Origin of the sequence: Paenibacillus sp. HB172176, from assembly GCF_011947265.1 — a bacterium.
GTDB lineage: Bacteria > Bacillota > Bacilli > Paenibacillales > Paenibacillaceae > Pristimantibacillus.
The window spans coordinates 55,079-78,776 of record NZ_JAATHD010000025.1 but is presented as its reverse complement, the minus strand read 5'-3'; the positions used below and the strand labels follow the sequence as shown (position 1 = coordinate 78,776).

16 protein-coding genes are annotated in these 23,698 nt (G+C 53.7%); 13 read left to right on the top strand and 3 right to left on the bottom strand.

Features of this window, described 5'->3' with window-relative positions:
* Positions 1-5: 5 nt before the first annotated feature.
* Positions 6-434, bottom strand: a complete 429-nt coding sequence (locus tag HFP08_RS24010) for a hypothetical protein (RefSeq protein ID WP_168123161.1) — start codon at positions 432-434, stop codon at positions 6-8.
* Positions 435-622: 188 nt separating this feature from the next.
* Between HFP08_RS24010 and HFP08_RS24005 the strand changes: the two genes are divergently transcribed.
* From HFP08_RS24005 to HFP08_RS23960, 10 genes are all read left to right on the top strand, one after another.
* Positions 623-2,002, top strand: a complete 1,380-nt coding sequence (locus HFP08_RS24005; protein ID WP_240941806.1) for an allantoinase — start codon at positions 623-625, stop codon at positions 2,000-2,002.
* A 65-nt stretch (positions 2,003-2,067) separates the two neighbouring features.
* Complete coding sequence (locus HFP08_RS24000; RefSeq protein ID WP_168123159.1) at positions 2,068-3,357, top strand: Zn-dependent hydrolase; 1,290 nt, start codon at positions 2,068-2,070, stop codon at positions 3,355-3,357.
* On the top strand, positions 3,354-4,700 hold the full coding sequence (locus HFP08_RS23995) for a pyridoxal-phosphate-dependent aminotransferase family protein (RefSeq protein WP_168123158.1): 1,347 nt from the start codon (positions 3,354-3,356) through the stop codon (positions 4,698-4,700). Before HFP08_RS24000 ends, HFP08_RS23995 begins: the two co-directional genes overlap by 4 nt.
* Before the next feature lie 492 nt (positions 4,701-5,192).
* Entirely contained in the window at positions 5,193-6,149 is a 957-nt protein-coding gene (locus HFP08_RS23990; RefSeq protein ID WP_240941804.1) for an ABC transporter permease, read from the top strand.
* A 17-nt stretch (positions 6,150-6,166) separates the two neighbouring features.
* Complete coding sequence (locus HFP08_RS23985; protein ID WP_168123157.1) at positions 6,167-7,039, top strand: carbohydrate ABC transporter permease; 873 nt, start codon at positions 6,167-6,169, stop codon at positions 7,037-7,039.
* 114 nt (positions 7,040-7,153) lie between these two features.
* Complete coding sequence (locus tag HFP08_RS23980; protein WP_168123156.1) at positions 7,154-8,704, top strand: extracellular solute-binding protein; 1,551 nt, start codon at positions 7,154-7,156, stop codon at positions 8,702-8,704.
* Between the two features lie 34 nt (positions 8,705-8,738).
* Positions 8,739-11,105 carry a helix-turn-helix domain-containing protein gene (locus tag HFP08_RS23975; protein ID WP_168123155.1) on the top strand — a complete coding sequence of 789 codons (2,367 nt, stop codon included), beginning with the start codon at positions 8,739-8,741 and terminating at the stop codon, positions 11,103-11,105.
* Positions 11,102-12,142: a sialidase family protein gene (locus HFP08_RS23970; protein ID WP_168123154.1), complete on the top strand. Its 1,041-nt coding sequence runs from the start codon at positions 11,102-11,104 to the stop codon at positions 12,140-12,142. Before HFP08_RS23975 ends, HFP08_RS23970 begins: the two co-directional genes overlap by 4 nt.
* Entirely contained in the window at positions 12,139-13,149 is a 1,011-nt protein-coding gene (locus tag HFP08_RS23965; protein WP_168123153.1) for a dihydrodipicolinate synthase family protein, read from the top strand. The genes HFP08_RS23970 and HFP08_RS23965 overlap by 4 nt, the downstream gene beginning before the upstream one ends.
* A gap of 2 nt (positions 13,150-13,151) precedes the next feature.
* On the top strand, positions 13,152-16,292 hold the full coding sequence (locus HFP08_RS23960; protein ID WP_168123152.1) for an alpha-mannosidase: 3,141 nt from the start codon (positions 13,152-13,154) through the stop codon (positions 16,290-16,292).
* 527 nt (positions 16,293-16,819) lie between these two features.
* Here HFP08_RS23960 and HFP08_RS23955 read toward each other — a convergent pair.
* Positions 16,820-18,874 carry a transglycosylase domain-containing protein gene (locus HFP08_RS23955; RefSeq protein ID WP_168123151.1) on the bottom strand — a complete coding sequence of 685 codons (2,055 nt, stop codon included), beginning with the start codon at positions 18,872-18,874 and terminating at the stop codon, positions 16,820-16,822.
* A gap of 223 nt (positions 18,875-19,097) precedes the next feature.
* On the opposite strand from HFP08_RS23955, the gene HFP08_RS23950 reads away from it, so the two are divergent.
* Positions 19,098-19,475 carry an MmcQ/YjbR family DNA-binding protein gene (locus HFP08_RS23950; RefSeq protein ID WP_168123150.1) on the top strand — a complete coding sequence of 126 codons (378 nt, stop codon included), beginning with the start codon at positions 19,098-19,100 and terminating at the stop codon, positions 19,473-19,475.
* Positions 19,476-19,737: 262 nt separating this feature from the next.
* On the opposite strand, the gene HFP08_RS23945 is transcribed toward HFP08_RS23950, so the two are convergent.
* Positions 19,738-20,076 carry a L,D-transpeptidase gene (locus HFP08_RS23945; protein WP_168123149.1) on the bottom strand — a complete coding sequence of 113 codons (339 nt, stop codon included), beginning with the start codon at positions 20,074-20,076 and terminating at the stop codon, positions 19,738-19,740.
* A 618-nt stretch (positions 20,077-20,694) separates the two neighbouring features.
* Between HFP08_RS23945 and HFP08_RS23940 the strand changes: the two genes are divergently transcribed.
* Together HFP08_RS23940 and HFP08_RS23935 are read left to right on the top strand one after the other, a co-directional pair.
* Positions 20,695-22,560, top strand: a complete 1,866-nt coding sequence (locus HFP08_RS23940; protein WP_168123148.1) for a CotS family spore coat protein — start codon at positions 20,695-20,697, stop codon at positions 22,558-22,560.
* Positions 22,557-23,696: a glycosyltransferase family 4 protein gene (locus HFP08_RS23935; protein WP_168123147.1), complete on the top strand. Its 1,140-nt coding sequence runs from the start codon at positions 22,557-22,559 to the stop codon at positions 23,694-23,696. Before HFP08_RS23940 ends, HFP08_RS23935 begins: the two co-directional genes overlap by 4 nt.
* Positions 23,697-23,698: the final 2 nt, after the last annotated feature.

Here is a 23,698-nt window from a genome sequence, read left to right as displayed (position 1 = left end):
AGCTCTCAGGGGGAGCTTCGTTTCAGCTTGACGAATGTTCCGGCTTCAATCTCCGCTGCAAGAGCTTCATCGACAGGTATGTCTGTAATCGACCAAATCTTCGTCCCCTTGGGAAGGGAATTCGAGGAACGGGAGGATTCATCACGAGTTTCTATGGTGTAGCGAATTTCAATTTCTCCCAGCAACTCGTCGACTTCATCCACGTCCGTCGAAGTAATGGCGTAGATGACGTTATTCCAAGTCACCGCAGGGAAAGCGAAGGATGCAGATATACCGTTCGTCGTGTCCGTCTGCAAATCGCCCTTGCCTTCTCCGGCCGGCACGACAATCGTGTTGCCGGCAACATCTGCTGCCGATTGCGGCAAAGCATGATTATGGCTTGAACAAGCGCTTGTGCATACGACGGTCATGAGAAGAAGCAGCTTTCTCAACATGTTCGATCACCTCAATTATATTTGACGGGGCCAATCAGGAATTTGTTTCCGGTATTAGAAAATATATTATGGAAGAGCTCTTCATTGTGCAATTCGCTTCATTGTCCTGGTTAATTTCGGAGACCTTGCACAATGACTTTAAAATCTTATGCGCTTATGATGATAGGAATAGAAGGGCGGTGGCGGATGTGCGGGGGGATGCAAATCACCTGGATCTTATTATTAGAAACGGGAGTGTCGCAGGGCTGAATGATGTGCGGGCAATGGATATCGGAGTGAAAGATGGACGCATATCGGCGCTTGAAGATCTGAGGGACAGATCTGCCGCCGCTGAGGTGGATGCCAGCGGACTTATCATTATGCCGGGCATGGTTGACGCGCATGTGCATTTGAATGAACCGGGCCTCGGCGATTGGGAAGGCTTCGAGACCGGCTCTGCCGCTCTCGCGGCGGGAGGTGTGACCACATATGTGGATATGCCTCTGAACGGCTTGCCGCCAACGGTAACGGTGCAGGCGATGGAGCTGAAGCTGGCAACGGCAAAGAATCGCTCCTATGTGGATTACGCGCTGTGGGGCGGGCTTGTGCCGGGCAAGCTGGAGCATATTATTCCGCTTCATGAAGCGGGAGTCATTGGCTACAAGGCCTTCATGTCGAAGGCGGGAGGACCTGGGAAGGACGCGTTCCGCGAGGCGGATGATTATACGCTCTTCGAAGGAATGAAGCTTATAGCAAGCGTCGGCAAAGTGCTGGCTCTTCATGCGGAGAGCGATGCGATTTGTTCAGAGCTGGCGGAGCGGATGATGTCGGAGGGAAGGAGAAGCGCGGGGGATTATACGGCTTCCAGGCCCATTGTCGCGGAGCTTGAGGCGATTAACCGGGCTTTGTTCTTCGCGGAGCAGACCGGCTGCGCGCTTCACTTCGTGCATGTGAGCAGCGAAGCGGGAGTAATGGCGATACATGCGGCGAAGCAACGCGGCATGGATGTAACGCTCGAGACTTGTCCGCATTATTTGACTCTTACGGAAGAAGCGCTTGCGGAGAAGGGAGCAGTCGCGAAATGCGCGCCGCCGCTTCGCAGCGCAGAGGAGCAAGAGAAGCTGTGGCGGGCTGTCGCGGCAGGCTATGTGGATATGATTGCCTCCGATCATTCCCCGAGTCCGCTCGAGATGAAGGAGGCTGAGTCTATCTTCGCGGCATGGGGCGGTATTGCCGGCGCGCAAAGCTCGATGGAGCTCATGGTCGGGGAGGGGCATGTGAAGCGCGGCATTCCGTTGCCGTTGCTTGCCCGAATGCTGAGCTATGAGCCGGCCAATCGCTTCGGATTGTCGAAGCGAAAGGGCGAGATTCGAATCGGGGCCGATGCGGACCTGGTGCTGCTGAATTTGGAGACGGAGTATGAATTGACGAGGGAACGGCTCTATCACAAGCATAAGCACAGTCCTTATGTCGGAGAGACGATGCATTGCGCTGTTGAGGCGACCTATTCGCGGGGAATGAAGGTGTATGGGAGAGAGAGCGGCCTTGGCAATATCGCGAGGGGGCAATGGCTGAGCTATCAAGTGTGAAGGGGATCAAGTTGACGAGAATGAAAAATGCGTAAAAGCATGAAAGCTTGAAGGAGTTGACCGCCATGGAACAGGATATACGATTTGCAGATTTGAGCAAAGAAGAGCTTCTGACAGCATGGGAGGTTGAAGTCGCCGAGCTGTTGGACGAATTGGCGGTCTTTACTAAAGAGGAAGAAACAGCGGGCGTTACCCGCTTGTTATATACGAAGGAATGGCTGGCGGCGCAGCAGGCGCTTAGGCTGAGAATGGAGAACGCGGGACTGGTTGCTGTCTTCGACGAAGCGGGCAATTTGTTCGGGAAGATACAGGGCATCAACGAGTCGGAACCATCGATTCTGACAGGCTCTCATATCGATACCGTCGTGCAGGGCGGCAAGTATGACGGAGCATACGGCATTGCCGCGGGGCTGGCGGCTTTATCGTTTTTGTACCGCATATTCGGCAAGCCAAAACGGAGTTTGGAGCTGGTATCGCTCAGCGAGGAGGAGGGCAGCCGCTTCCCGATGGCTTATTGGGGTTCGGGCAGTATTGTCGGTCAGCGCCGCTTGGAGGAGGCTGCGGAGCTTCGGGATGTGGACGACATGCGGTTCGACGACGCTATGAAGACATGCGGCTTCGGCTTCGGCGACTATTCTCCCGCGAGACGGGATAATATTGCGGTTTTTCTGGAGCTGCATATCGAGCAGGGCGGCGTACTGGAGAAGGATGGCTTGTCTGTCGGGATTGTGGAGGCAATCGCGGGACAGCGCAGATTTTCGATTCAGCTTGAGGGGGCTGCCAATCATGCCGGAACAACGCCAATGGGAATGAGGCGGGATGCACTGGAGGGGGCGGCTGCAATGATTTATCTTTTGCATGCGGAGGCGCTTAAGCGGGGAGATCCGCTGGTTGCGACTGCCGGCAGGCTGCTCGCGCAGCCTAACGTGCCGAATGTGGTGGCGGGCAAGGTGGAATTCACCGTCGACGTCAGGCATGGAGACGAGGCCGCGTTGGATGCATTCTGCAAGTGGATGGCCGCGGCTTTCGAGGAGGCGGCAGAGCAGAGGGGGCTTGCCATACAGCAATACGAGTGGTTTCGAGAGAAGCCTGCTCGGATGGATGCGGGGCTGAGGAGGCAGATGGCAGAGATATGCGAGGCTTGGGGGATTTCGCATCGTCGAATGATCAGCGGCGCCGGCCATGACGCTCAGATGCTGCAGCGGCTGTGCAAGACGGCGCTTCTGTTCGTGCCGAGTCGGCATGGCATCTCCCACTCGCCGGAGGAATTCACTTCTTCGCGAGAGCTGGCAGTCGGCGTTCTGGTGCTCGCGCAGCTGTTGTACAGACTAGGCTATCAGGAGGAAGCGATATGAAGCGCTATAAGGATTTGTCGCCGTCGCCGCGCATCATCATGACGCCGGGACCGGTAGAGGCGGACCCTCGCGTGCTCAGAGCGATGTCTTATGGCATACTCGGTCAATTCGATCCGGAGTTCACGGCGCTTATGAATGAGACGATGGAGATGCTGCGGCAATTGTTCGAGACAGAGAATGAATGGGCCTTTCCGGTGGACGGAACGTCGCGCTCGGGCATTGAAGCGGTGATGGTCAGCTTGATCGAGCCTGGCGACAAAGTGCTTGTGCCGATCTACGGCAGATTCGGTCATCTGCTCGTGGAGATCGCGGATCGCTGCGGCGCGGAGGTTGTAACGATCGAGAAGGAATGGGGCCATGTATTCGATACGGCCGAGATAACGGATGCGATTCGCAAGCATAGACCCCGAATCGTGGCGCTTGTGCACGGAGAGACCTCGACGGGCAGGCTGCAGCCGCTGGAAGGGATTGGCGATGTGTGCAGAGAAGTCGATGCGCTTCTGATCGTCGATGCGGTGGCGACAATCGGCGGCGCGGCAGTGAAGACGGATGCGTGGAAGATCGACGCCGTTATCGGCGGCACGCAGAAATGCTTGTCGGTGCCGGCGGGCCTCGCGCCGATTACGTATAACAAGCGGGCCGAGGAGAAGCTGCTGCGTCGCAAGCGGATCGAGCGGGGGCTGCTAGCTGGAAGTAATTCTGGACATATGGAATCGCCATTCCGCGGCCCAGGCGTCAGCGATGAGGAAGATGCGGGAGAGGTTGCAGGCGGAGGGAATAGTCAATCAGGCGGCAGGTCGACCACTGACATGCCGCTCTATGCGAGCAACAAGCGGGCTCCCGTCCAGAGCAACTATCTCGATCTCAGCCAGCTGCAGGATTATTGGAGCCCGGCTCGCCTGAATCATCATACGGAATCGACGACGATGCTCTATGCGCTGCGGGAGGGCTTGAGGCTGGTTTTGGAGGAAGGGCTGATAGCGAGGTTCGAACGTCACCGCTTGCATGAGGCCGCGATTGCGGCGGGCATTGAGGCATTGGGTTTGCAGCTCTATGGCGATCCGGCTTGCAAGATGCCGATGGTTACCTGCGTCGAAATTCCCGAAGGCATCGACGGCGAGTCGGTGCGAGCAATGCTGCTGGGCGAGTTCGGCATCGAGATCGCCAGCTCCTTCGGACCGCTGAAGGGCCGAATCTGGCGTATCGGCACGATGGGCTACAGCTGCAGCAAGCGCAATGTGCTGCTCACTCTCGGCGCGCTGGAGGCCGTGCTGCTGCGACACGGCGCGAAGCTGCCTGCGGGAGCGGGCGTTCAGGCTGCGCTGGATGCGTATCGGGTTTAGCGTTGAGGGGTCTTTGTCGATTTTATCGGCAGAGGCTCTTTTTGTGTTGAATGAGCATTCACATTTCTAACAGACATTTTCGACCGTTAGAGGCTCATTTTAGCGACATCAGATTTTTAATGGACATTTTGACCTGTTAGCGGGTTAGTTGGGCTATTTTTATGCTCGTTTTGCTCGCTAAGGTGACGAAATGTCCGTTAGAGCGGAGAGCGGTTGAGGGCGGCTGGCGGTAAGTGATGGGTTGCAGGTGTTCGAAAAGCAGTTGCAGGCTGCGGTGGCGAATCCCAGTTGATGCGTTCAATTAAGCTGTAATTAAGCTGTAATTAAGCTGTAATTCCGCTGTTTCGTGGGATATTTGTACCTGTGGGCGAGATGCATCATGCGTATTTGTGGGGAATATGCATCCGTCTGAACGGATTGCTACTGGATTGCCCGGGCGAACCGTACTATGTTCAATGCATACCCATCAATGAGAATTGGAGGTCATGCAAATTGAAGGATGCAGCGGTGCTTGATCCTCCCCGTCCGAAGAGAAAGGAACGGCGGGGGGGTCTCTCCTGGAACCGAATGAAGCAAAGCAGATATTACTATTTGATGTTTGCGATTCCGTTCCTCTACTTTATTGTGTTTCACTATATCCCGATGTTCGGAATCATGATCGCGTTTAAGGATTACAACGTGTTTGACGGCATTGTCGGCAGCGAATGGGTCGGGCTCCGCTATTTCAAGGATTTCTTGAGCGACCCTTACTTTTTGACGATCATCCGCAATACGCTGCTCATTGGCATCTACCAGATTTTGTTCGCGTTTCCGGCTCCGATTCTATTGGCTTTGCTGCTGAATGAGCTTCGCAGCAGCAAGTTCAAGCGGGTTGTCCAGACGGTATCCTATATGCCGCATTTCATGTCTACGGTCGTTGTGTGCGGAATTCTGGTTAACTTCCTGTCGTTTGACGGCCTCGTCAATCAATTTCTGGAGCTCCTCGGGTTGGAGCATATTCAGTTCTTGATGATACCGGAATGGTTCCGGTCCATCTATATCTCTTCGGAGATATGGCAGGGCATCGGCTGGGGCTCGATTATCTATCTGGCCGCTCTGACCGGCATTGATCCGCAGCTCTACGACGCCGCCAGAATGGACGGCGCGAACAGATGGAGGCAGGCGCTCAATGTGACGCTCCCGGGCATCATGCCGACCATCATCATTATGTTCCTGTTCAGCATCGGGGCCATCATGTCGGTTTCCTTCGAGAAGGTGCTGCTGCTGCAGAACGGGGCGAATTTCGAGACCTCGGATATTATCTCCACCTTCGTCTACCGAAGAGGTCTGGTGTCCAGCGATTTCAGCTATGCGACGGCGGTGGGTTTGTTTAATTCGGTCATTGCTTTGTTCTTCCTGAGTATTGGGAATTATATTAGCAAGAAAGCAAGCGAGACCAGTCTCTGGTGAAAGGGGGAAGCGGGACGATGAACAGAAGCTGGGGAAGCCGGTTGTTCGACACAGCTAATGTGGGTGTAATGCTGGTTCTTATTTTTATTACGTTTTATCCGATTTTCTATATCTTTATCGTATCCGTAAGCGACGGGAATGCCGTGATGAGAGGCGAGGTGGCTTTCTGGCCGATTAAGCCGAACTGGGACACGTACGGTCTTCTCTTCGAGGATCCGTCCATCTTCCGTTCCTATGGGAACACGATTCTCTATACCGTGGTCGGAACCGCCATTAATGTGGCATGCACGGCGCTCTGCGCCTATCCGTTATCCAAGCCTAATTTTTACGGGAAAGGCCCCTTCACCTTGCTGATTGTCATCACGATGTTCTTCAGCGGCGGACTCATTCCATCCTATCTTCTGGTGCAGAAGCTCGGCTTTCTGAATTCGATCTGGGCGCTCGTTATTCCCGGGGCGATCAGCGTATGGAACATGATCATTATGAGAACGTTCTTCCAGGGCATTCCGAACGAGCTGTATGAATCCGCGCAGATGGACGGCGCCAATGAATGGGTGTCGCTCATCAAGATTACTTTGCCGCTGTCCAAGGCGATTATGGCCACGATGAGCCTGTTCTATGCCGTCGGCCATTGGAACAGCTTCTTCTCGGCGATGATCTATCTCGATGACAAGGACAAGTTTCCGCTTCAGATCATTCTAAGGAATATGGTTGTGCTGGGCGAGATGTCCGGGCAATCCCAGGAGATCGGGGGGCTGTACAGCACGGTGACGGCGACGAATATCAAGTACGCCGTTATTATTATCGCGGTTGTTCCTATTCTAATGGTCTATCCGTTTATCCAGAAGTATTTTGTCAAAGGTGTTATGATAGGTTCTCTGAAAGGCTGACGCAATCGGTTTAAGGCTCTCTCAATCAGGATGCCAGAACCGAGGTGAAACAGGAAATTCGGCAAGGAATAAGAGAGCATGAACATATAGCATTCATGAGGGGAGAAATTTCTAATGAAAAAATGGAACAAATCCGCTGCATTCTTAACGCTTTGCCTGCTGCTGTCCGTCATCATGTCCGCTTGTTCATCGAACAACAATGGGAATAACGCAAGCTCGGAAAGCGGCAACAACTCGGGTTCTTCGAACGAGGCGATTACGGCAAGATGGATGAGGGGGGAGAACGCGGCTCAAGCTATTATGACGGATACGCCCGTTATCGAGGCGATTAAGGAGCAAACCGGCGTAAGCATCGATCTGGAGCCTGTGCCCGGAAGCAATTATGTCGATAAGAAGAGCGCTCTTCTCTCGACCAACAACATTCCGGATATTATGGGCGTGGAAGCTTCGGAGGTCGTCAAATACGCGGAGACCGGCATGTTCGTTCCCATCTCGGACTATCTGGATCAAATGCCTAATTTCTCGAAGATTATAGAGGAAAATCCGGAAATCAAAAAGCTGTATGTGGACGGAAAGCTGTATTCGTTCCCCATCACGGAGAATTACAAGATTCAAGGCGGCAAAGGCCTCTTGATCCGCACGGATATACTGGAGAAGCTGAATCTGCAAGTTCCCGCAACTTTCGACGAGCTGTACGACGTGCTGAAGGCGATGAAGGAAGCTTATCCGGATTCTTATCCGTTTACGACGCGGGGCATGTCCTTCATGGATGCCTTCTCTCTGGGCATGGGCAGCGGCTACGGCATGACCTATGATGATGAGAGCAATCAATATTTCTACGGATTGAACAAACCCGAATTCAAGGACGTGCTGGCTTACCTGCACAAGCTGTACGAGGAGAAACTTCTCGATCCCGACTTCGCGATCAATACGAAGGAAAATTGGGATCAGAAGCTGAGCACGGGAAAATCGTTCTTCTATTATGACAACAATTCATTCGCGGTCAACTATAACAAGGCGCTCCAAGAGAATGATTCGAACGCCAAATTTGATCTTATCCCCTATTTGAAGAACAGCGCTGGCGACATCAAAGGCTGGTTGTATCCGAAAGGTTGGCTTGTCGATAATTATGTGATAAGCTCGAAAACAAAAAATCCTGAGGCGATTATCAAGATGTTCGACTGGATGTACGGTCCCGAGGGGACATTGACGACCAACTTCGGCATTGAAGGCGAAACCTATGAGATGGTCGACGGCAAGCCTTCGATTACGCAGGCTACCATCGACAAATACAGCAACTCCGGAGATCCCGTTCGGGCGATGATGTCCGAGACCGGTCTCGGTCTGCTTGCTCTGGCGGTTCATGTGGATGAAGGTCCGATGGTGCAGGCTTCTTCCGAAGATTTGGTGCAATGGGGCGAAGAGCTGACCGCCGATCCGGGAGCTTATTACGCGCCAAGCCTGGACCCCGTGTTCACGGAAGAGGAAGTGGAGCAGCGAAAGGATATCACTTCGAAGCTGTCCATTCTCCAGGAGGATGTCGTGAAATTTATTATCGGCACCAAGTCGCTTGACGATTTCGACGCTTGGGCGAAGAAGCTTACAGCCGCAGGGGCTGATCAATTAGAGGAAATCTACAATACGGCGCTTGGGCGCTCCGAATAGTTCATACCAGCAATGACGGAGGAGGAGAAGCATAATGAACAAATGGATTGACTTTATTAAGGTCAATAAGTTGTTTGTGAAGATTCTCCTCTCTTTCCTGTCTCTTCTTATTCCGGTCGCCTTGCTCGGGACGATTGCCTACGTGAACTCGGTGAACGAGCTGAAGAAGGAATATACCGAGAAGCTGGAGCTCCATCTGGCGTCCTCGAGCAAGAGCGTCGAGAATTATTGGAAAATGATTTACGAAGCGGGCATTCATTTTTACGGCGAACCGGATGTCATTCGCTTGCTTGATCCGTCGTCCTGGCACAACGAGGAGGATCGCGCGAATCTTCACTTGTTATTCGACAGCATTGAGAGGGCGCGGTTTCATGTCAATCAATTTACGGACGATGTCTTCGTCTACGTGGACGACACCTATGTGTTGACGGGAAGCGGAGTGAATGATTTTTACGCGTTTTTTGACAAAATCAATACATTCGGCAGCCGAAACGCGGAGGATTGGCTGGAGCTGCTGCAGTCCGAGGATTCAGTCGACATTCTGAAGCCGGATCAGGTTTCCACCGCCTTTCGAACCTCAGAGGTCATCACCTTCCTGGTCCGGAATCCGTCGGGCGAGCATAAGGCGGTGCTCGCGGCCACCGTGCCGGTGAGCAAGGTGCTGGACGCGCTGCAGCCGGTCATTGATCAAGGAGCTTCGGGGGTCGTTGTGCTCGACGATCAGGGAAATCTGGTGCTGTCCACGAACGAGCGGTTCAACCATTTGAAGACTTGGACCTTGCCGGACGACAATCAACAAGACGATAACGATGCGAAGAAGAGCAAAGAGGTGACCATCGAGCATCAACGCTATATCGTGTCCCGCACAGTGACGGATACCTTCCACTGGACGTATTACGCCGTTACGCCCATCAAGTCGTTCGAGAATCAGGCAGGCGGCATTCTGCATTTAATCGTAGGAATCAGCCTTGTGCTCATTATTGTCGGAATAACATGCGCATTCATCTTCTCCTTGAACATCTATAATCCGATTCGGAAGATCGTGGAGATCTACCTGGAGGAGGACAGGCGCAGCAGGAAGGAAGAAAGCCCCGGCAAATTGCCGAAGGATTTGAACGCGATCGGCGAAGGCATTCAGCAGTTGATTACGTACCGGGACCGCTATCATGACGAGTGGCAGATGATGGCTCGCGACTATGTGGATCACGCTTTGCATCAAATTATCGGAGGCAGCGACATTACGCGGAAGCAGCAAGAAGATATGGTTCGAATGCTGGAGACCCATTTGGATTTCAGGAAGCCGCTCTACCTGTGCTATGTTGTGGCCTTCGAGTTCATGGAGCGTTTTTTCGAAGAAATACAGGATATTGAACGGATCGTCATCGAAACGAAAATCAAGAACCTGATCCGCGGATATTTGTCCCATTATGCGAACATCTATGTGCTTGAATCAAGAGAGCATCTCTACTATTGCATCGTGAATGTGGATTCCGGGGAAGAAGCGGAACGATTCAATCAGGCCATGGAGCATTTCATGCGTACATTCGAATATGACAAGAAATATTACAGGATGAAAATTGGAGCGGGACTGCCGTATGAAGGATTAGACGGGATTACGAAGTCGTATCGAGGCGCGATGACGGCCCTTCAATTGATTCGAACCGACGATCCGGAGCAAATGGCGCATGCCGCCGGTTCGAACGAGAAGCAGGAAGTGGCGTACACCTATGCGGATGAGAACAAGCTGCTGAAGGCGCTCCGATTCGGCGACAAAGAAGAAGCGGATGCGACAATTAGGGAAATCGTTCAGAGACCGGAGCTGTCCTACATCGTTCGCAATGAATTTATTGGCAACATGTACGAAACGGCAGCGAGGTTCGCCCTGGAGAGAGGCGTGGAGCTTGATCGCATGACGGGGGAGAGGGATTTGCTCCATTCCGGCAATTCGAGCTGGCAATCGGCTGAAATTGCTCTTGATGAACGTATGAAGCTGCTGGCGAATTCGTTGCATGCGATTATCGATTTGACAGCTCCCGAGAAGAAGACGCATAAATCCAAGGAGCTCGCGCAAACGATCAAGCAATATGTCGAGGAGCAATATATGACCGATCTCCATCTGGAGAGCATTGCGGAACAAATGAAGGTTTCGGTCAAATATGTATCGAGGGTGTTCAAGGAGCATTATCACACGAATTTATCGGATTATATCAGCGAGCTTCGCGTTCAAGCCGCGAAGGAATTGCTGGTGAGCAGCAAGCTTACCGTTAACGATATTTCGGAACGCGTAGGCTTCTACAACCGGACGACCTTTCTTCGGACGTTCCGCAAGTTCGAAGGCTTATCGCCTAATCAATATCGACAGAAGCAAGCGGCCCAATCCCACGAGGAGGAACAATCATGAGCAGAATCGCAAGGGAGAAACAATATATTTTCGAAGGAAAACAAAACTTTCAAAGCTGTCACGCGTCGACGATTGCCGTGCTGCCCGAAGGGAAGCTCGTATCGGCATGGTTCGCCGGAAAGCATGAGAAAGCGAGCGACGTAGCTATCTGGATGTCGATGAGGGAAGGGGGAGAATGGATGCCTCCTTGCAAAGTGGCTGACGAAGAGGGCATTGCGCATTGGAACCCGGTGCTGTTCGTCTATGGGGACAGCTTGCTCCTCTACTACAAGGTAGGTCATGAAATTGTCGATTGGTTCACTCGCGTCATTCAATCGGAGGACGGCGGCGCAACATGGAGCGAGCCCCGCGATCTGGTACCAGGCGATATCGGCGGACGGGGTCCAGTGCGCAACAAGCCGATTGCGCTTGCGAACGGAACGATCCTGGCCCCGTCCTCAATCGAAAGACGGGATGAGGACGCTCCGGGCAAAGAAATCTGGGAAGCCTTCGTCGATCGTTCCGAGGATGGAGGGGCGACCTGGACGATGAGCGAAAAGGTGCCGATGGCGCTCTCCTCGTACGTCGGGACAACGCATTGGTTCGCGAAGGGCCTCATTCAGCCGACCTTGTGGACCTCCGGCGGCGAGCGCGTTCACATGCTGCTTCGCAGCACGGAAGGCAGCATCTTCCGCAGCGATTCGGAGGATGGGGGCCATACGTGGTGCGAGGCGTATCCGACTTCGCTGCCGAACAATAACAGCGGCATCGACGCGGCGCTCATGAGCAACGGATTAATTGCGTTAATCTTCAATCCGGTTAAAGGCTATGCGACAGACAGCCCGCGCACGCCGCTGGTCGTTCGCTTCTCGAAGGATAACGGCGTGAGCTGGGAGGATGAGATCGTACTCGAGAACGAGCCCGGGGAATATTCCTATCCGGCTATTGTCTCTCACGGGAACAAGCTGTTCATCACTTATACATGGAAGCGCGAGCGCATTGCGTTCTGGGAGCTGACCTTGGAAGAGCAGTCCGAAGAAAAGGCGGCGGCGATATGAGCAAGCTGACAAGAGGCGGCGTGTGGCCGACGATGACCACGCCTTTCACGATGGATGATCAAGTGGATTATGAGGCGCTGGGGAAGCAAGTCGAGTGGTATATAAGCAGGGGAGTCAGCGGATTGTTCGCGGTATGCCAGTCGAGCGAGATGTTCTTCCTGTCGCTGCAGGAGCGGGCGGAAATTGCCAGGTTCGTGCGGGAAAGGGCGGGGGAACGCGTGCCCGTCATCGCTTCCGGCCATATCTCGGACTCGCTCGAGGAACAGGCGGAGGAAGTGCATGCGATGTCGGAGACCGGCGTCGACGCCGTCGTTCTCATCACGAACCGCCTCGCTCGCGAAGACGATTCGGACGAGATCTGGATCGAGCGAATGGAAGAGCTGCTGCGTCATATTCCGAAGGATACGGCGCTCGGACTGTATGAGTGTCCCTATCCGTACAAGCGGCTCTTATCCGAGAAGCTGATCGAGTGGTGCGCGTCCTCCGGACGCTTCCGGTTTCTGAAGGATACCAGCTGCGACATCGCGCATATACGGATGAAGCTGGAGGCGCTGCAAGGCAGCGGCTTGCAGCTGTTTAACGCCAATTCGGCAACCTTGCTGGAGAGCTTGAAGCTCGGAGTCGCAGGCTACAGCGGCGTCATGGCGAACTTCCATCCCGAGCTTTACGCGCGGTTGATTAACCGGTGGGAGGATAATGAGGAGGAAGCGCTTCGTCTCTCGGACTTCCTGAGTCTGAGCGCGCTTATCGAGAAGCAATTGTATCCGGTTAATGCGAAGTACAATTTCATGTTAGAAGGCGTATATACGAATACTTGCAGCCGAACGCTGCGGGGACAGGATTTGACCGCTACGCAGCGAATGGAGGTCGAGCAGCTCTCACGTTTAACGGAGCAGTTCTCTTACTTAACCGAGCAGTTCTCTCGCTTGTCCGGACAGGGCTCCCCCAAAATGGGGCAGATCTCCGGTTTGAGCGGGCGGAAATCCTTCGCTCATGATCAGGTGTAGCCATGCAGAGAATTAGCCGGTTTATTCAAAGGTTGAATGAGAAGCAATGGCTGGATACGAGAATGATCAGCGAGTGGAGCATGCGGAAGGCCCGCTACATCGAGCCCGGGCGTTATGAGTTCGACGGCGATGCGGAGGCGGTCGATGCGGCCATGCTGAACCCACTTCTGAGCAAGCACGGCATCACGTATTTCCTGTCGACGGAGGCGCATATTCCCGCTCATTGGGAGGGAGACGCCTTGGGATTGCTGTTCGAAGCAGGCGGCGAAGGCTTGCTGTGGGTGAACGGCGTTCCTTATCACGGGCTTGATCAGAACCATGAATTCGTGCCGCTTCGCCCGGTTGAGGGCGAAGGAGGATTGCGGCTTGACATCGAGCTGTACGATCCGATTCCCGAACCGGAGGATCCGTTGAATCGGCAGGCGACGATTCGGCCTCCAATCGGAGCGATCAAGGGAATGCTTGTCTGCGTGAACAAGTCGCTGCAAAGCTTGCTCTACACCGTGACCGTGGCTCAGGATGCTGCCAGGCTTCTGCCCGAAGGCGATATGAGGCGGCTGCGAATTATGGACGCGCTGCATGAAGCGATGGATGAGGTTCAGCCGCAGCTTGCATCTCGGGCGAGAGACGGCGAATGGCTGCGCGTTGCGGAGGAGAAGCTGGCCGCAGTCGTGAGAATGCAAACTCCCGATCAGTCGCTGAACGGGTCGATGCATATGGTAGGACAATCTCATATTGACATTGCTTGGCTGTGGCCGGTCAGGGAAACGGTGCGCAAGGTGAGCCGCACATTCTCGACGATGACGGCGCTCATGGACGAGTACCCCGATTTCATCTACTCGCAAAGCCAGCCGCTGTTGTACGAATTCGCCAAGAACCACTATCCCGAATTGTACGAGAAGGTGAAGGCGAGAGTGGCGGAAGGACGCTGGGAGCTGGTCGGCGGCATGTGGGTGGAGCCGGATCTGAATATCCCAAGCGGCGAGGCTCTCGTCAGGCAAATGCTGTACGGCCAGCGGTTCTACCAGGAGGAGTTCGGCAGAACATCGCAGATTGAGTGGCTGCCGGACACGTTTGGCTACTGCGCTTCTTTGCCGCAGCTGTTGAAGCTGGCGGGCGTGAATTATTTTATGACGACGAAATTGAATTGGAACGATACGAACAAGTTTCCTTACGATTTGTTCGAATGGGAAGGGATTGACGGCACCTCGATCGTATCTTATCTGAACCACGGACTGAACGAGCATACGACGCCACGCGATATTCACGAGCACTGGGAGTCGTACCGGATAAAGGGAAAGCATGAGGAGCAAATGCTGTTGTACGGCCACGGCGACGGGGGCGGCGGAGTGACGCGGGAGATGATCGAGTATGTCGACCGCTCTTCGCTGATGATTGGACTGCCCGTCAGCCGCTTCAGCACGGCCTCCAAGTTCTTCGCGGAAATCGGCAGGCGCGCTCCCAAGCTGCCTCGATGGAGCGGGGATTTGTATCTGGAGCTGCACCGAGGTACCTACACCACGCATGCGCGCAACAAACGGAATAATCGGAAGGCGGAGGTATTGTATCGCGAAGCGGAAATCTGGAGCCGGTTGGCGGATTTGTACCTGGAAAATCAGGCGCATAGCCACATGCTTCACGAGGGTTGGAAGCTCATTCTGCTCAATCAATTCCACGATATTATTCCGGGAACGGCGATAACGGAAACCTATGAGACAAGCAGCGGCGAATATGACAAGGTGTTCGCATGGGGCAATGACTGTCTGCGGCAATCGCTGGAACGCCTGGCCGGCCGCGTTGAAGCAAGCCTTGAAGGCGTGCCTTACGTCGTGTTCAACAGTCTCGGCTGGGAGCGCAGCGAAATCGTAACGATTGAAGGCGGCGAGGCGTTGGCGAATACGGCTGGATATGATGCCGCAGGGAAGCGGCTCGCGAGCGACATAATTCGCCTTGCGGATAAGCCGGAGAGGTACATGCTCTCCATAAACGTATCCGCTATTCCCGCCTTCGGCTATGCCACGATCTGGTTGCGGCCATTGGACGGGGGACAGGCTGATCTGCCGAATCTGCCGATACTGCAACCTGTATCGCAAGAGCTTCGCCGCTGGGAAACGGATCGCTATGTGCTCGAATTTAATGAGCGCTATGAAATTACCCGCTGGCTGGATAAGAATCTGAATCGCGAGCTGATCAAGGCCGGGGACAAAGCGAATGAATTTCAATTGTTCGATGATCAGCCGATTCATTGGGATGCCTGGGACATCGATCCTCGCTTCAATGAGCAACGCGCCGGTTATGCCGAGCCAATCGGCCAGCCGAAGGTCATGCGGGGAGAGACATGCGATATACTAAGCTTCTCCTGGAAGCTGAATCGCTCGTTGTTGTCGCAGGACCTCATCCTGTATCACGACCGGAGCCGCGTCGATTTCAGAACGAAGATTCAGTGGAACGAAGAGCATAAGCTGCTCAAGGTCGCGTTCCCCGTGGATATCCTGGCAGGTAGCGCAACGTACGAAATTCCGTTCGGCGCGATCCAAAGACCGACGCATTCGAATACGAGCTGGGAGCAGGCTCAGTACGAGGTGTGCGGGCATCGGTGGGCAGACTTGTCGGAGGGGGGCTACGGAGCGACTCTGCTGAACGATTGCAAGTACGGCTACGACATCAAGGGCCGGACGTTGCGATTGTCGCTGCTGCGTGCGCCGAAATGGCCGGATGAAACGGCGGACCAGGGCGAGCATGATTTTACTTATTCCCTGTTGCCGCATGAAGGGAGCTGGCGCGATGCGGGGGTCGTCCGGGCGGCAGCGGAGCTGAATCATCCGGTGCATGCGGTTGCTGCGAGCCTGGGCGAAGAGAGTGAGACTCCGCTGCCGAGCGCAAGCTCGCTAATAGCATTCAGCGGACGCCATGTGCTGCTCGACACGATGAAAGCGGCCGAAGACGGTGATGGAACCATTTTGCGCATGTACGAATCGTCCGGGGGAAGGGAAGACGTAAGCCTCGCGCTGCCTTCGGGCTGCGACAGAGCGTTCCTGGTGAACCTGCTGGAGGAAGAGATCGAGGAGCTGCCGGTATTGAACAGAGAGATTCAGCTGTCGTTCAAGCCATTTGAGATCAAGAGCGTCAAGTGGGCTGAATAGCGCCACGCGGCCAGATGATAGCATAGCTGCTGCTCCTGGACAGGATAGCAGCTACCTGTAAGGGACATTTTCGACCGTTAGCGGCTCATATTAACGACATCAGATTTGTAACGGACATTTCGTCCTCTTAGCGAGGTAGTTGAGCTGTTATTGTGCTTGTTTTGCCCGCTAAGGAGACAGAATGTCCGTTAGAGCCGAGCGGTGTCGAAAACCAGCTTCTAAGAGGACGAAATGTCCGTTAGAGCTGAGCGGTATCGAAAACCAGCTTTTTTCAAGAGGACAAAATGAGGCTGTCGATTAACTGTGGACGGGGCTGCAATGCTGATTTTCAGCGCTGCAGCTTCGGAAGGTGCTCCGACTGGTACTCTAGCTCTGTTTTTCAGCGCTGCAGCTTGAAATGCGGAACTGGCTGAGGTGTGCCATAAGCAGGTGATCCACAGTTAAAAGACAGCCTCCAAAATGTCTGTTAGAGCCGAACGCAGGCTGCAAGGGCCGAGGACGAAAGTAACGCTGTTCATTTTCGATTTCTAGTTCTTGCCTCTCCCTTTGTTTTTCCCTTTTGAATTTCCTGCGTGTTTATTCTTTTTGTCCTCCTTCTCCGCTTTTCCCTTCCCTGGATGCTCATCCTTTGGTTTTTTCTTTTTCTCTTTTTCTTCTTTTGTTTTGCCGGGCGGGTCAGCTTTGCCCGGCTTTCCTTGCGTGACCGGAAAAGTCATGACTGGTTCACCCTTAAGAGCCTCGCTCATGAGCTTCTGGAACACGACAGCCGCTGCTTTCGAGGTGGTCGTTAAGTAATGCGCGGCGTCCGTATGGTCATAACCAAGCCACACGGCTCCGACAAGCTGCGGCGTATAGCCGACAAACCAATTGTCCTTGATGCCTTGGTCTCCTGTTCCCGGCATGTCTGTCGTGCCTGTCTTGCCGGCTAACGGGCGGTCTCCAAGGGATGCGGCTGTGCCCGTACCTTCCTTCACAACGCCTTCAAGCATCGCGGTCATGGTTCGGGCAATCGACGGGTCGGTGACTTTCACGCTTGCTCCGGATTCTGCCTCGGCAATGATTTCGCCCTCGGGCGTTTCAATGCGCGCAATGGAATGCGCGGGAATCCGTGTTCCGTCATTCGCAAACACGCCAAATGCCTCGGCCATATCAAGCGGAGATACCCCCTCCTGGAGTCCCCCAAGCGCAAGTCCAAGCGTCCGGTCGGCATCCGTCAACTCTATCCCGAACCGTTCGGCCGAGTCCATGGCTGCATCAATGCCCATCTCATTGAGCAGAGAAACGGCAGGCACATTATAGGAATGAGTCAGGGCCTCATATAGCGATACCGCTCCATGATAACCGCCGCCGGCATTGGTAGGCTGATAGCCTCCGATATTAACCGGCTCATCCATCAACACGCTCTCAGGCGTATAGCCGCGTTCTAACGCGGGCGTATAGACCGCAATCGGCTTTATCGTCGAACCTGGCTGGCGTTTCAGCTGTACCGCCCGGTTAAAGCCGCGGAACGGCTGCTCGCCGCGCCCGCCGATAAGAGCTCTTATGCCTCCGTCCCGGGGATCGACCAGCACGGCTCCGCTTTGAATCAATTGATCGGAGCTGCTTGCGGGGAACAGGCTGTCCTGCGCATAAACCGCCTCTGCCGCTTCCTGCATGCGCATATCAAGCGTCGTATAGATGCGAAATCCCCCATGCAGCATTTCATTTTCCGTAAGTCCGTACTTTTGGCCTGCCTCGCGAATGACTTGGTCGATGAAGTAGGGGAATTTCATCGCATTATCGCTGCCGGGCTTCGCGCTTCGAATGTGAAGCGGCTCTTTCGTGGCAGCTTCATAAGCAGCCGAGTCAATCTTGCCTTGCTCCTTCATGAGCTTCAGCACAACATTTCTGCGGGCGAGCGCTTCTTCCGGATGGCTGTAGGGCGAGAGCGCCGAAGGCGCCTTGATGATTCCCGCAAGGAGCGCGGACTGCGTTAGCGACAGCTCGTCCACGGGGATCCCGAAGTACGTCTCTGAAGCTTTCTTGATTCCCCAGGCCCCTTCGCCCAAATAAATCCCATTTAAATAATAAGTAATGATTTGCTGTTTATCGTAATTTTTCTCGATCTTTTCGGCCAGCAGAAGCTCCTTCCACTTCCTTGTCCAGGTTCGTTCCTGGCTTAGGAATACATTCTTCGCCAGCTGCTGCGTGATGGTGCTTGCCCCCTGCACGGTCTTGCCACTCTTCAGGTTGGTCAGCATGGCGCGGCCGATTCCTTGCAAATCCATGCCGCTATGCTCGAAGAATCGCTTGTCTTCGACCGCAACAACCGCATTAATGATAGTTACGGGCAGGCTGTCATAGCTGACGGCCTCGGCTTTTTTCGGCGAAATACGAAGCGCTTCCTCCTTGTTCTGATCGTATATAATCGTGGCGGCCGGCAGCGGTTCCTCCAATAAGGATACATCCTGGCTGGCAACCAACATATGGAATATCATAAAACTTGAGGAAACGAGTATGACGATGGCGAGTATGATGACTAGCGCAAGCTTTCTCCATTTAACCCTTCTTTTTGAGTTCTGATGCGGAATCGTTAAGTTCATGCATGTTCCTCCAAATCTAGCTGCGGGCAATTTGCTCATTTTGTCTTACATATAATTCGCAACCGAGAGCGTTTTTCAGTGCGTTGGAGTTTATGAGTCTGCTTTCTGGCAGCAATCTCGATTTGTGCTCTTGCAATAATTAGACCATACTAGCAGTATTCAAACGATTTTTGCGACAATAGCACAGGAGGAATGTGACAAACATGAAAGGGGAATGTGTTGGATGGATGAGAAGCATGACTTGAGCGGAATGAAGACGCCGGAGGGCATTCATAGCTTGGAGCAGGTGCGCAAGCTTGTCGCCTTCTTGCCCGAAGTAACAGAGCTTATTGACGGGCATGGACATACAACCTTCAAAGTGCGGGACAAGTCGTTCATCATGATGAGCGACTTCGGAATGAACTTCAAATGCGACCTGGAAGGTCAGGAAATATTGCTCCAGCAGGAGCAATTCTATAAGCCGCGCTATATCGGCCATCGGGGCTGGGTAGGCGTCCGCGAGCCCGAGAGCTGGGAGGAAATGGGCCAATTGCTGAAGGAGGCCTATCTGCTCGCAGCTCCGAAGAGACTTGTGAAGCGGGTACTGGAGAAGGGCATCTGAGCCGAACGGCGGGCTCCTGAACCAAGCAACGCTGAACAACGTATCAGCGAAGATCTTGCTCCCCTTGCAGCGTAGCTATGTAGATAAACGGTGTAAATAATGGCGGCGCGGTATCTGTAAGTCGAAAAAATCGACTTACAGCTCGGGAACCGCGCTCGCGGAGGTCTGTAAGTCGAAAAAATCGACTTACAGCCCGGGAAATGCGCTCGCGGAGGTCTGTAAGTCGAAAAAATCGACTTACAGCCCAGCAAACACGGCGCCCCTAAGGCCGAATTGTCACTCGGGTGCCCACTGGTACAAGACGCGACAGCGCAAGAACATCCTCGTTGTACATGCGGATGCAGCCATGCGAGACCAGATGGCCGATCGAAGAGGGATCATTCGTGCCGTGAATCCCATAATGCGGCTTCGAGAGCCCCATCCAGAACGCGCCGAAGGGACCGCCGGGCCATGCTTGTTTGTTCACAATTGTAAATTCCCCAATCGGAGTCTGTGTCACCATCCTGCCAATGCCGACGGGGTAGGAATGAATAACGGTGTTGTCATCGAGCAGATACAGCATGCGATCCGACAAATCGATAATAATGCGGTAAGCAGGCATAATTAGCTTCACTCCTTTCGCTTACATCGTATGCGAAAATCTGCTGGTTGCTGATACGAAAAGGCTTAGTTGCATTCTGTCCAATTGCGCGAGTCCGCTTCAACTATATAAGCTGAACGAGAAAATGTAACGAAACACAAAGGAGAGCACGGATCCTGCCGGAGAAGCGATAACGTTCTCCTTTGAGGTTGTCGATTCATTGTGCATCAGGGCGAATGGGTTACTCAGCGCAGCAGCCTCGGATGTCGCCCCGACTGGCGACTGGCGCACTAGCGCTGATATTCAGCGCTAGAGCTTCAAATGCGGAACTGGCTGAGGTGTTCCACAAGTAGGTGATCCACAGTTAATCCCCCCCCCTCCCTCTCCTATGCTCCCACGACTCAACAACTGCGTCGGCTTAATAATTGACACCCGGAAACAACGGCGATCTCAAGATCGATCTCTTCCAGCAGCGACAGGTCAGTAAGAAACATTACTCCAAAAACACCTCAATATCTTTACACCACCTTCATAAATGTGCGAATGACCCTCCACGCTTATACATATCGACCCTTGCCCCGCGGTCATATACATAGAAGAACAACGTTTCTACAGTTACTCTGAGTGGAGGTTATAGGTTTGGAAGGCTATCAAATCGTACCTTGGGATGATCTGCTGCTGGAAGATTCGCCTAATATAAATCTGGAACAATATGTCCCGCCCGAGTTGGAGGAGCTTGCCCGCAAGGTTTGCGAATCCTATGATATGCGAGTGAATCAAATGACGCTGATTACGTCGAAGCCCGACAAAGGCGGAGCGATCTGGCGCATCGAAACGAATCATGGCGCGCGCAGCTTGAAGGTGCTTCACCGCACGCCGGAGCGAAGCCTGTTCAGTGTGGCGGCGCAGGAATATGTGGTCGCGAACGGCGGCAGGGTGCCGGCCATCATTCACACGAAGGATGATCGCAATTCGGTCGCAGCGGGCGGCAAGCTATGGATTGTCACCGATTGGATCGTGGAGTTGGCGCCTGTCGCCAAGATCGATCTGGACGGATCGATGACGCTCTGCCACGGACTTGGCGAATTTCATCAATGGACGAAGGGCTACGTTCCGCCTCCCGAGGCGGGCAAATCGTCTCGGATTTACAAGTGGGATAGTCAATATCAGAAGATTATGTCGAAGATTGGCTGGTTCAGACATCTGGCGAACGCTTACCGGGATACCGAAGCCAGCGCGCATCTCTTAAGCGTTCTTGATATGTTCGAGGGTCAGGCGCAGGATATTTACAAGCGTTTTCAAGCCTCGTCCTATTCCAAAATGGTTCGCAAGGGCGGCTCGCACTGGGGTCTTGCCCATCAGGATTACGGCTGGTCGAACGGGCAGATGGGTCCTGGCGGCATCTGGGTCATCGATCTGGACGGCGTCGCTTTCGACTTGCCGATCAGGGACCTGCGCAAGATCATTACCAGCACCATGGATGATATGGGCGCATGGGACATTGTTTGGATACGCGGCGTAATCGAAGCCTATCATCGGGCGAATCCGTTAGATCGAGAGACATTCGAGCTGTTGTGGCTCGATATGGCGTTTCCGAATGAATTTTATAAGCATACCAAAGAAATCGTGTTCGATCCCGTAACCTTCATGAACACCGAACTGAATGCAATTCTCGATCGGGTCGTGGCGACGGAAGCGAACAAATGGGAGGTTCTGCGGGAGCTGGAGCAGGACATGGAGATGTACCCGTCAGGCGATTATCCGGAAATCGAGGAAGAAGCGAGCTTGCCGTTCAGCTATCGCGATTACGCAAAGCAGGGTACCGCCATGCCGCCGATGGAGGAATATACGCAAGAGGATGAAGACGAAGATGACGAGAGAGAGAAGTCGCAGAAGAAGAAAAAGAAAACAAAGAGCCGCAAAAAAACAGGCAAGAACAGCGAACGTGAACGAGGAGAGAGAATGAAGCAAGAGCTGCAAGAAAAGGATGAGAAGCGTCTGCAGAAGGAAGAAAGTCGAAAGAATGAGCAATCGATCAATAAGAACAAATACAAGAAATTGAAAAAAACGGTGAGCGTGAAGCCGGGCAGCGAGGCGGTGCCTCTGAAGAAGACGCTTGAACTCGTTCCTTCCAGAAAGTCGAAAAGCAAGGAAGCTGACCGTGCGACTAAACGCAGAAAAGCGATAGAAGAGGCGCAAGGCGGAAAGGGACCTCGCAGGGAAGTGAAGCGCAGCAAGTCTGCCAAAGCTTCGAGTCCGCTTACGGACCGCCGCGTCAGCGGAGCGGCATCCGGCCCATCGCGCAAGCAGGCGCCGAAGGGAAAGCGAAAGCCGACCGGCAAGCAGCTGCAGAGGGTCAGGGCAAGGGCGCAAGTGAAGAGCCATTCGGGAGAGTCGCATGAGAGCTGGCTGATTCATTCTTCGCCGAATCGCTTGCTTGCGAATCATGAGAAAGCGTATCTCTCTGCCCGCATGAAAACCGAGGCTGAGGAGGCGGCGCTATGAATATATTGATGATATGCACAGAGAAGCTTCCCGTTCCGAATATTCGCGGCGGGGCGATTCAGACGTATATTGACGGAGTGAAGGAACTGCTGAGCAGACAGCATCAATTAACGATCATCAGCCGGAGCGATCCGGATTTGCCGGAATCGGAGACAGTGAACGGAATTCGATACCGGCGATTCGAATCGAAGGGAATTCTGGACATTTATATGGAGAATATCATTCCCTATCTCGCGCAAAGCAATGAGCAATTCGATGTAATTCATATTTTTAACCGGCCGAGGTTGGTGATGCCTGTCGATTCCGTGCGGCCAAATGCGCGAATTGTGCTCAGCATGCATAATGATATGTTCAATTCGCTCAAGCTGAACAGGCAAGAAGGAAATGCGGTTGTGGCGAGGGTGGATACCATCGTAACCATCAGCAATTATATCGGAGCGACGATCTGCAAGGACTATCCGGAGGCGGCTGGCAAGATCAGAACGATCTATTCCGGCGTGGATCTATCGAAATTCGCGCCATACAGGCAATCCAATTCGGCGAAGCGGGATCGGGAACAAATTCGGGCGGAGCATCAGCTCGGGAACAAGAAGGTAATCCTGTTCGTCGGAAGGCTTTCCCGGAACAAAGGTCCGCATGTGCTCGTTCGGGCAATGAATCATATTAAGCAGCAAGATGCGGTGCTTGTTATTGTCGGCGCGGCCTGGTTCAGCGATGATCGCATCAGCGACTATATCGCCTATCTGCGCGCAATGGCCGAGCGGTCGCCGATTCCGGTTAAGACAACAGGCTATGTGCAGGCGCAGGATGTGCATAAATGGTACTGCGCGGCGGATGTATTCGTCTGCACATCCATCTGGGAAGAGCCGCTGGCGCGCGTCCATTATGAGGCAATGGCGGCCGGCCTGCCGCTTATCACAACGGCGAGGGGAGGAAATCCGGAAATTATTCGGGGCAATAACGGCGTTATTGTTCAGGATCCGGAGAATCCGCTTGAATACGCCGATCATATCAACGCTATGCTTTCTAATCCAGGCAACGCAGGTCGGATGGGCTTGCAAGGCCGCAAGCTGGTCGAGGACCATTTTACCTGGAATCATGTGGCAGGCAACATACTGGAGGTGTGGGGGAGCTAGGG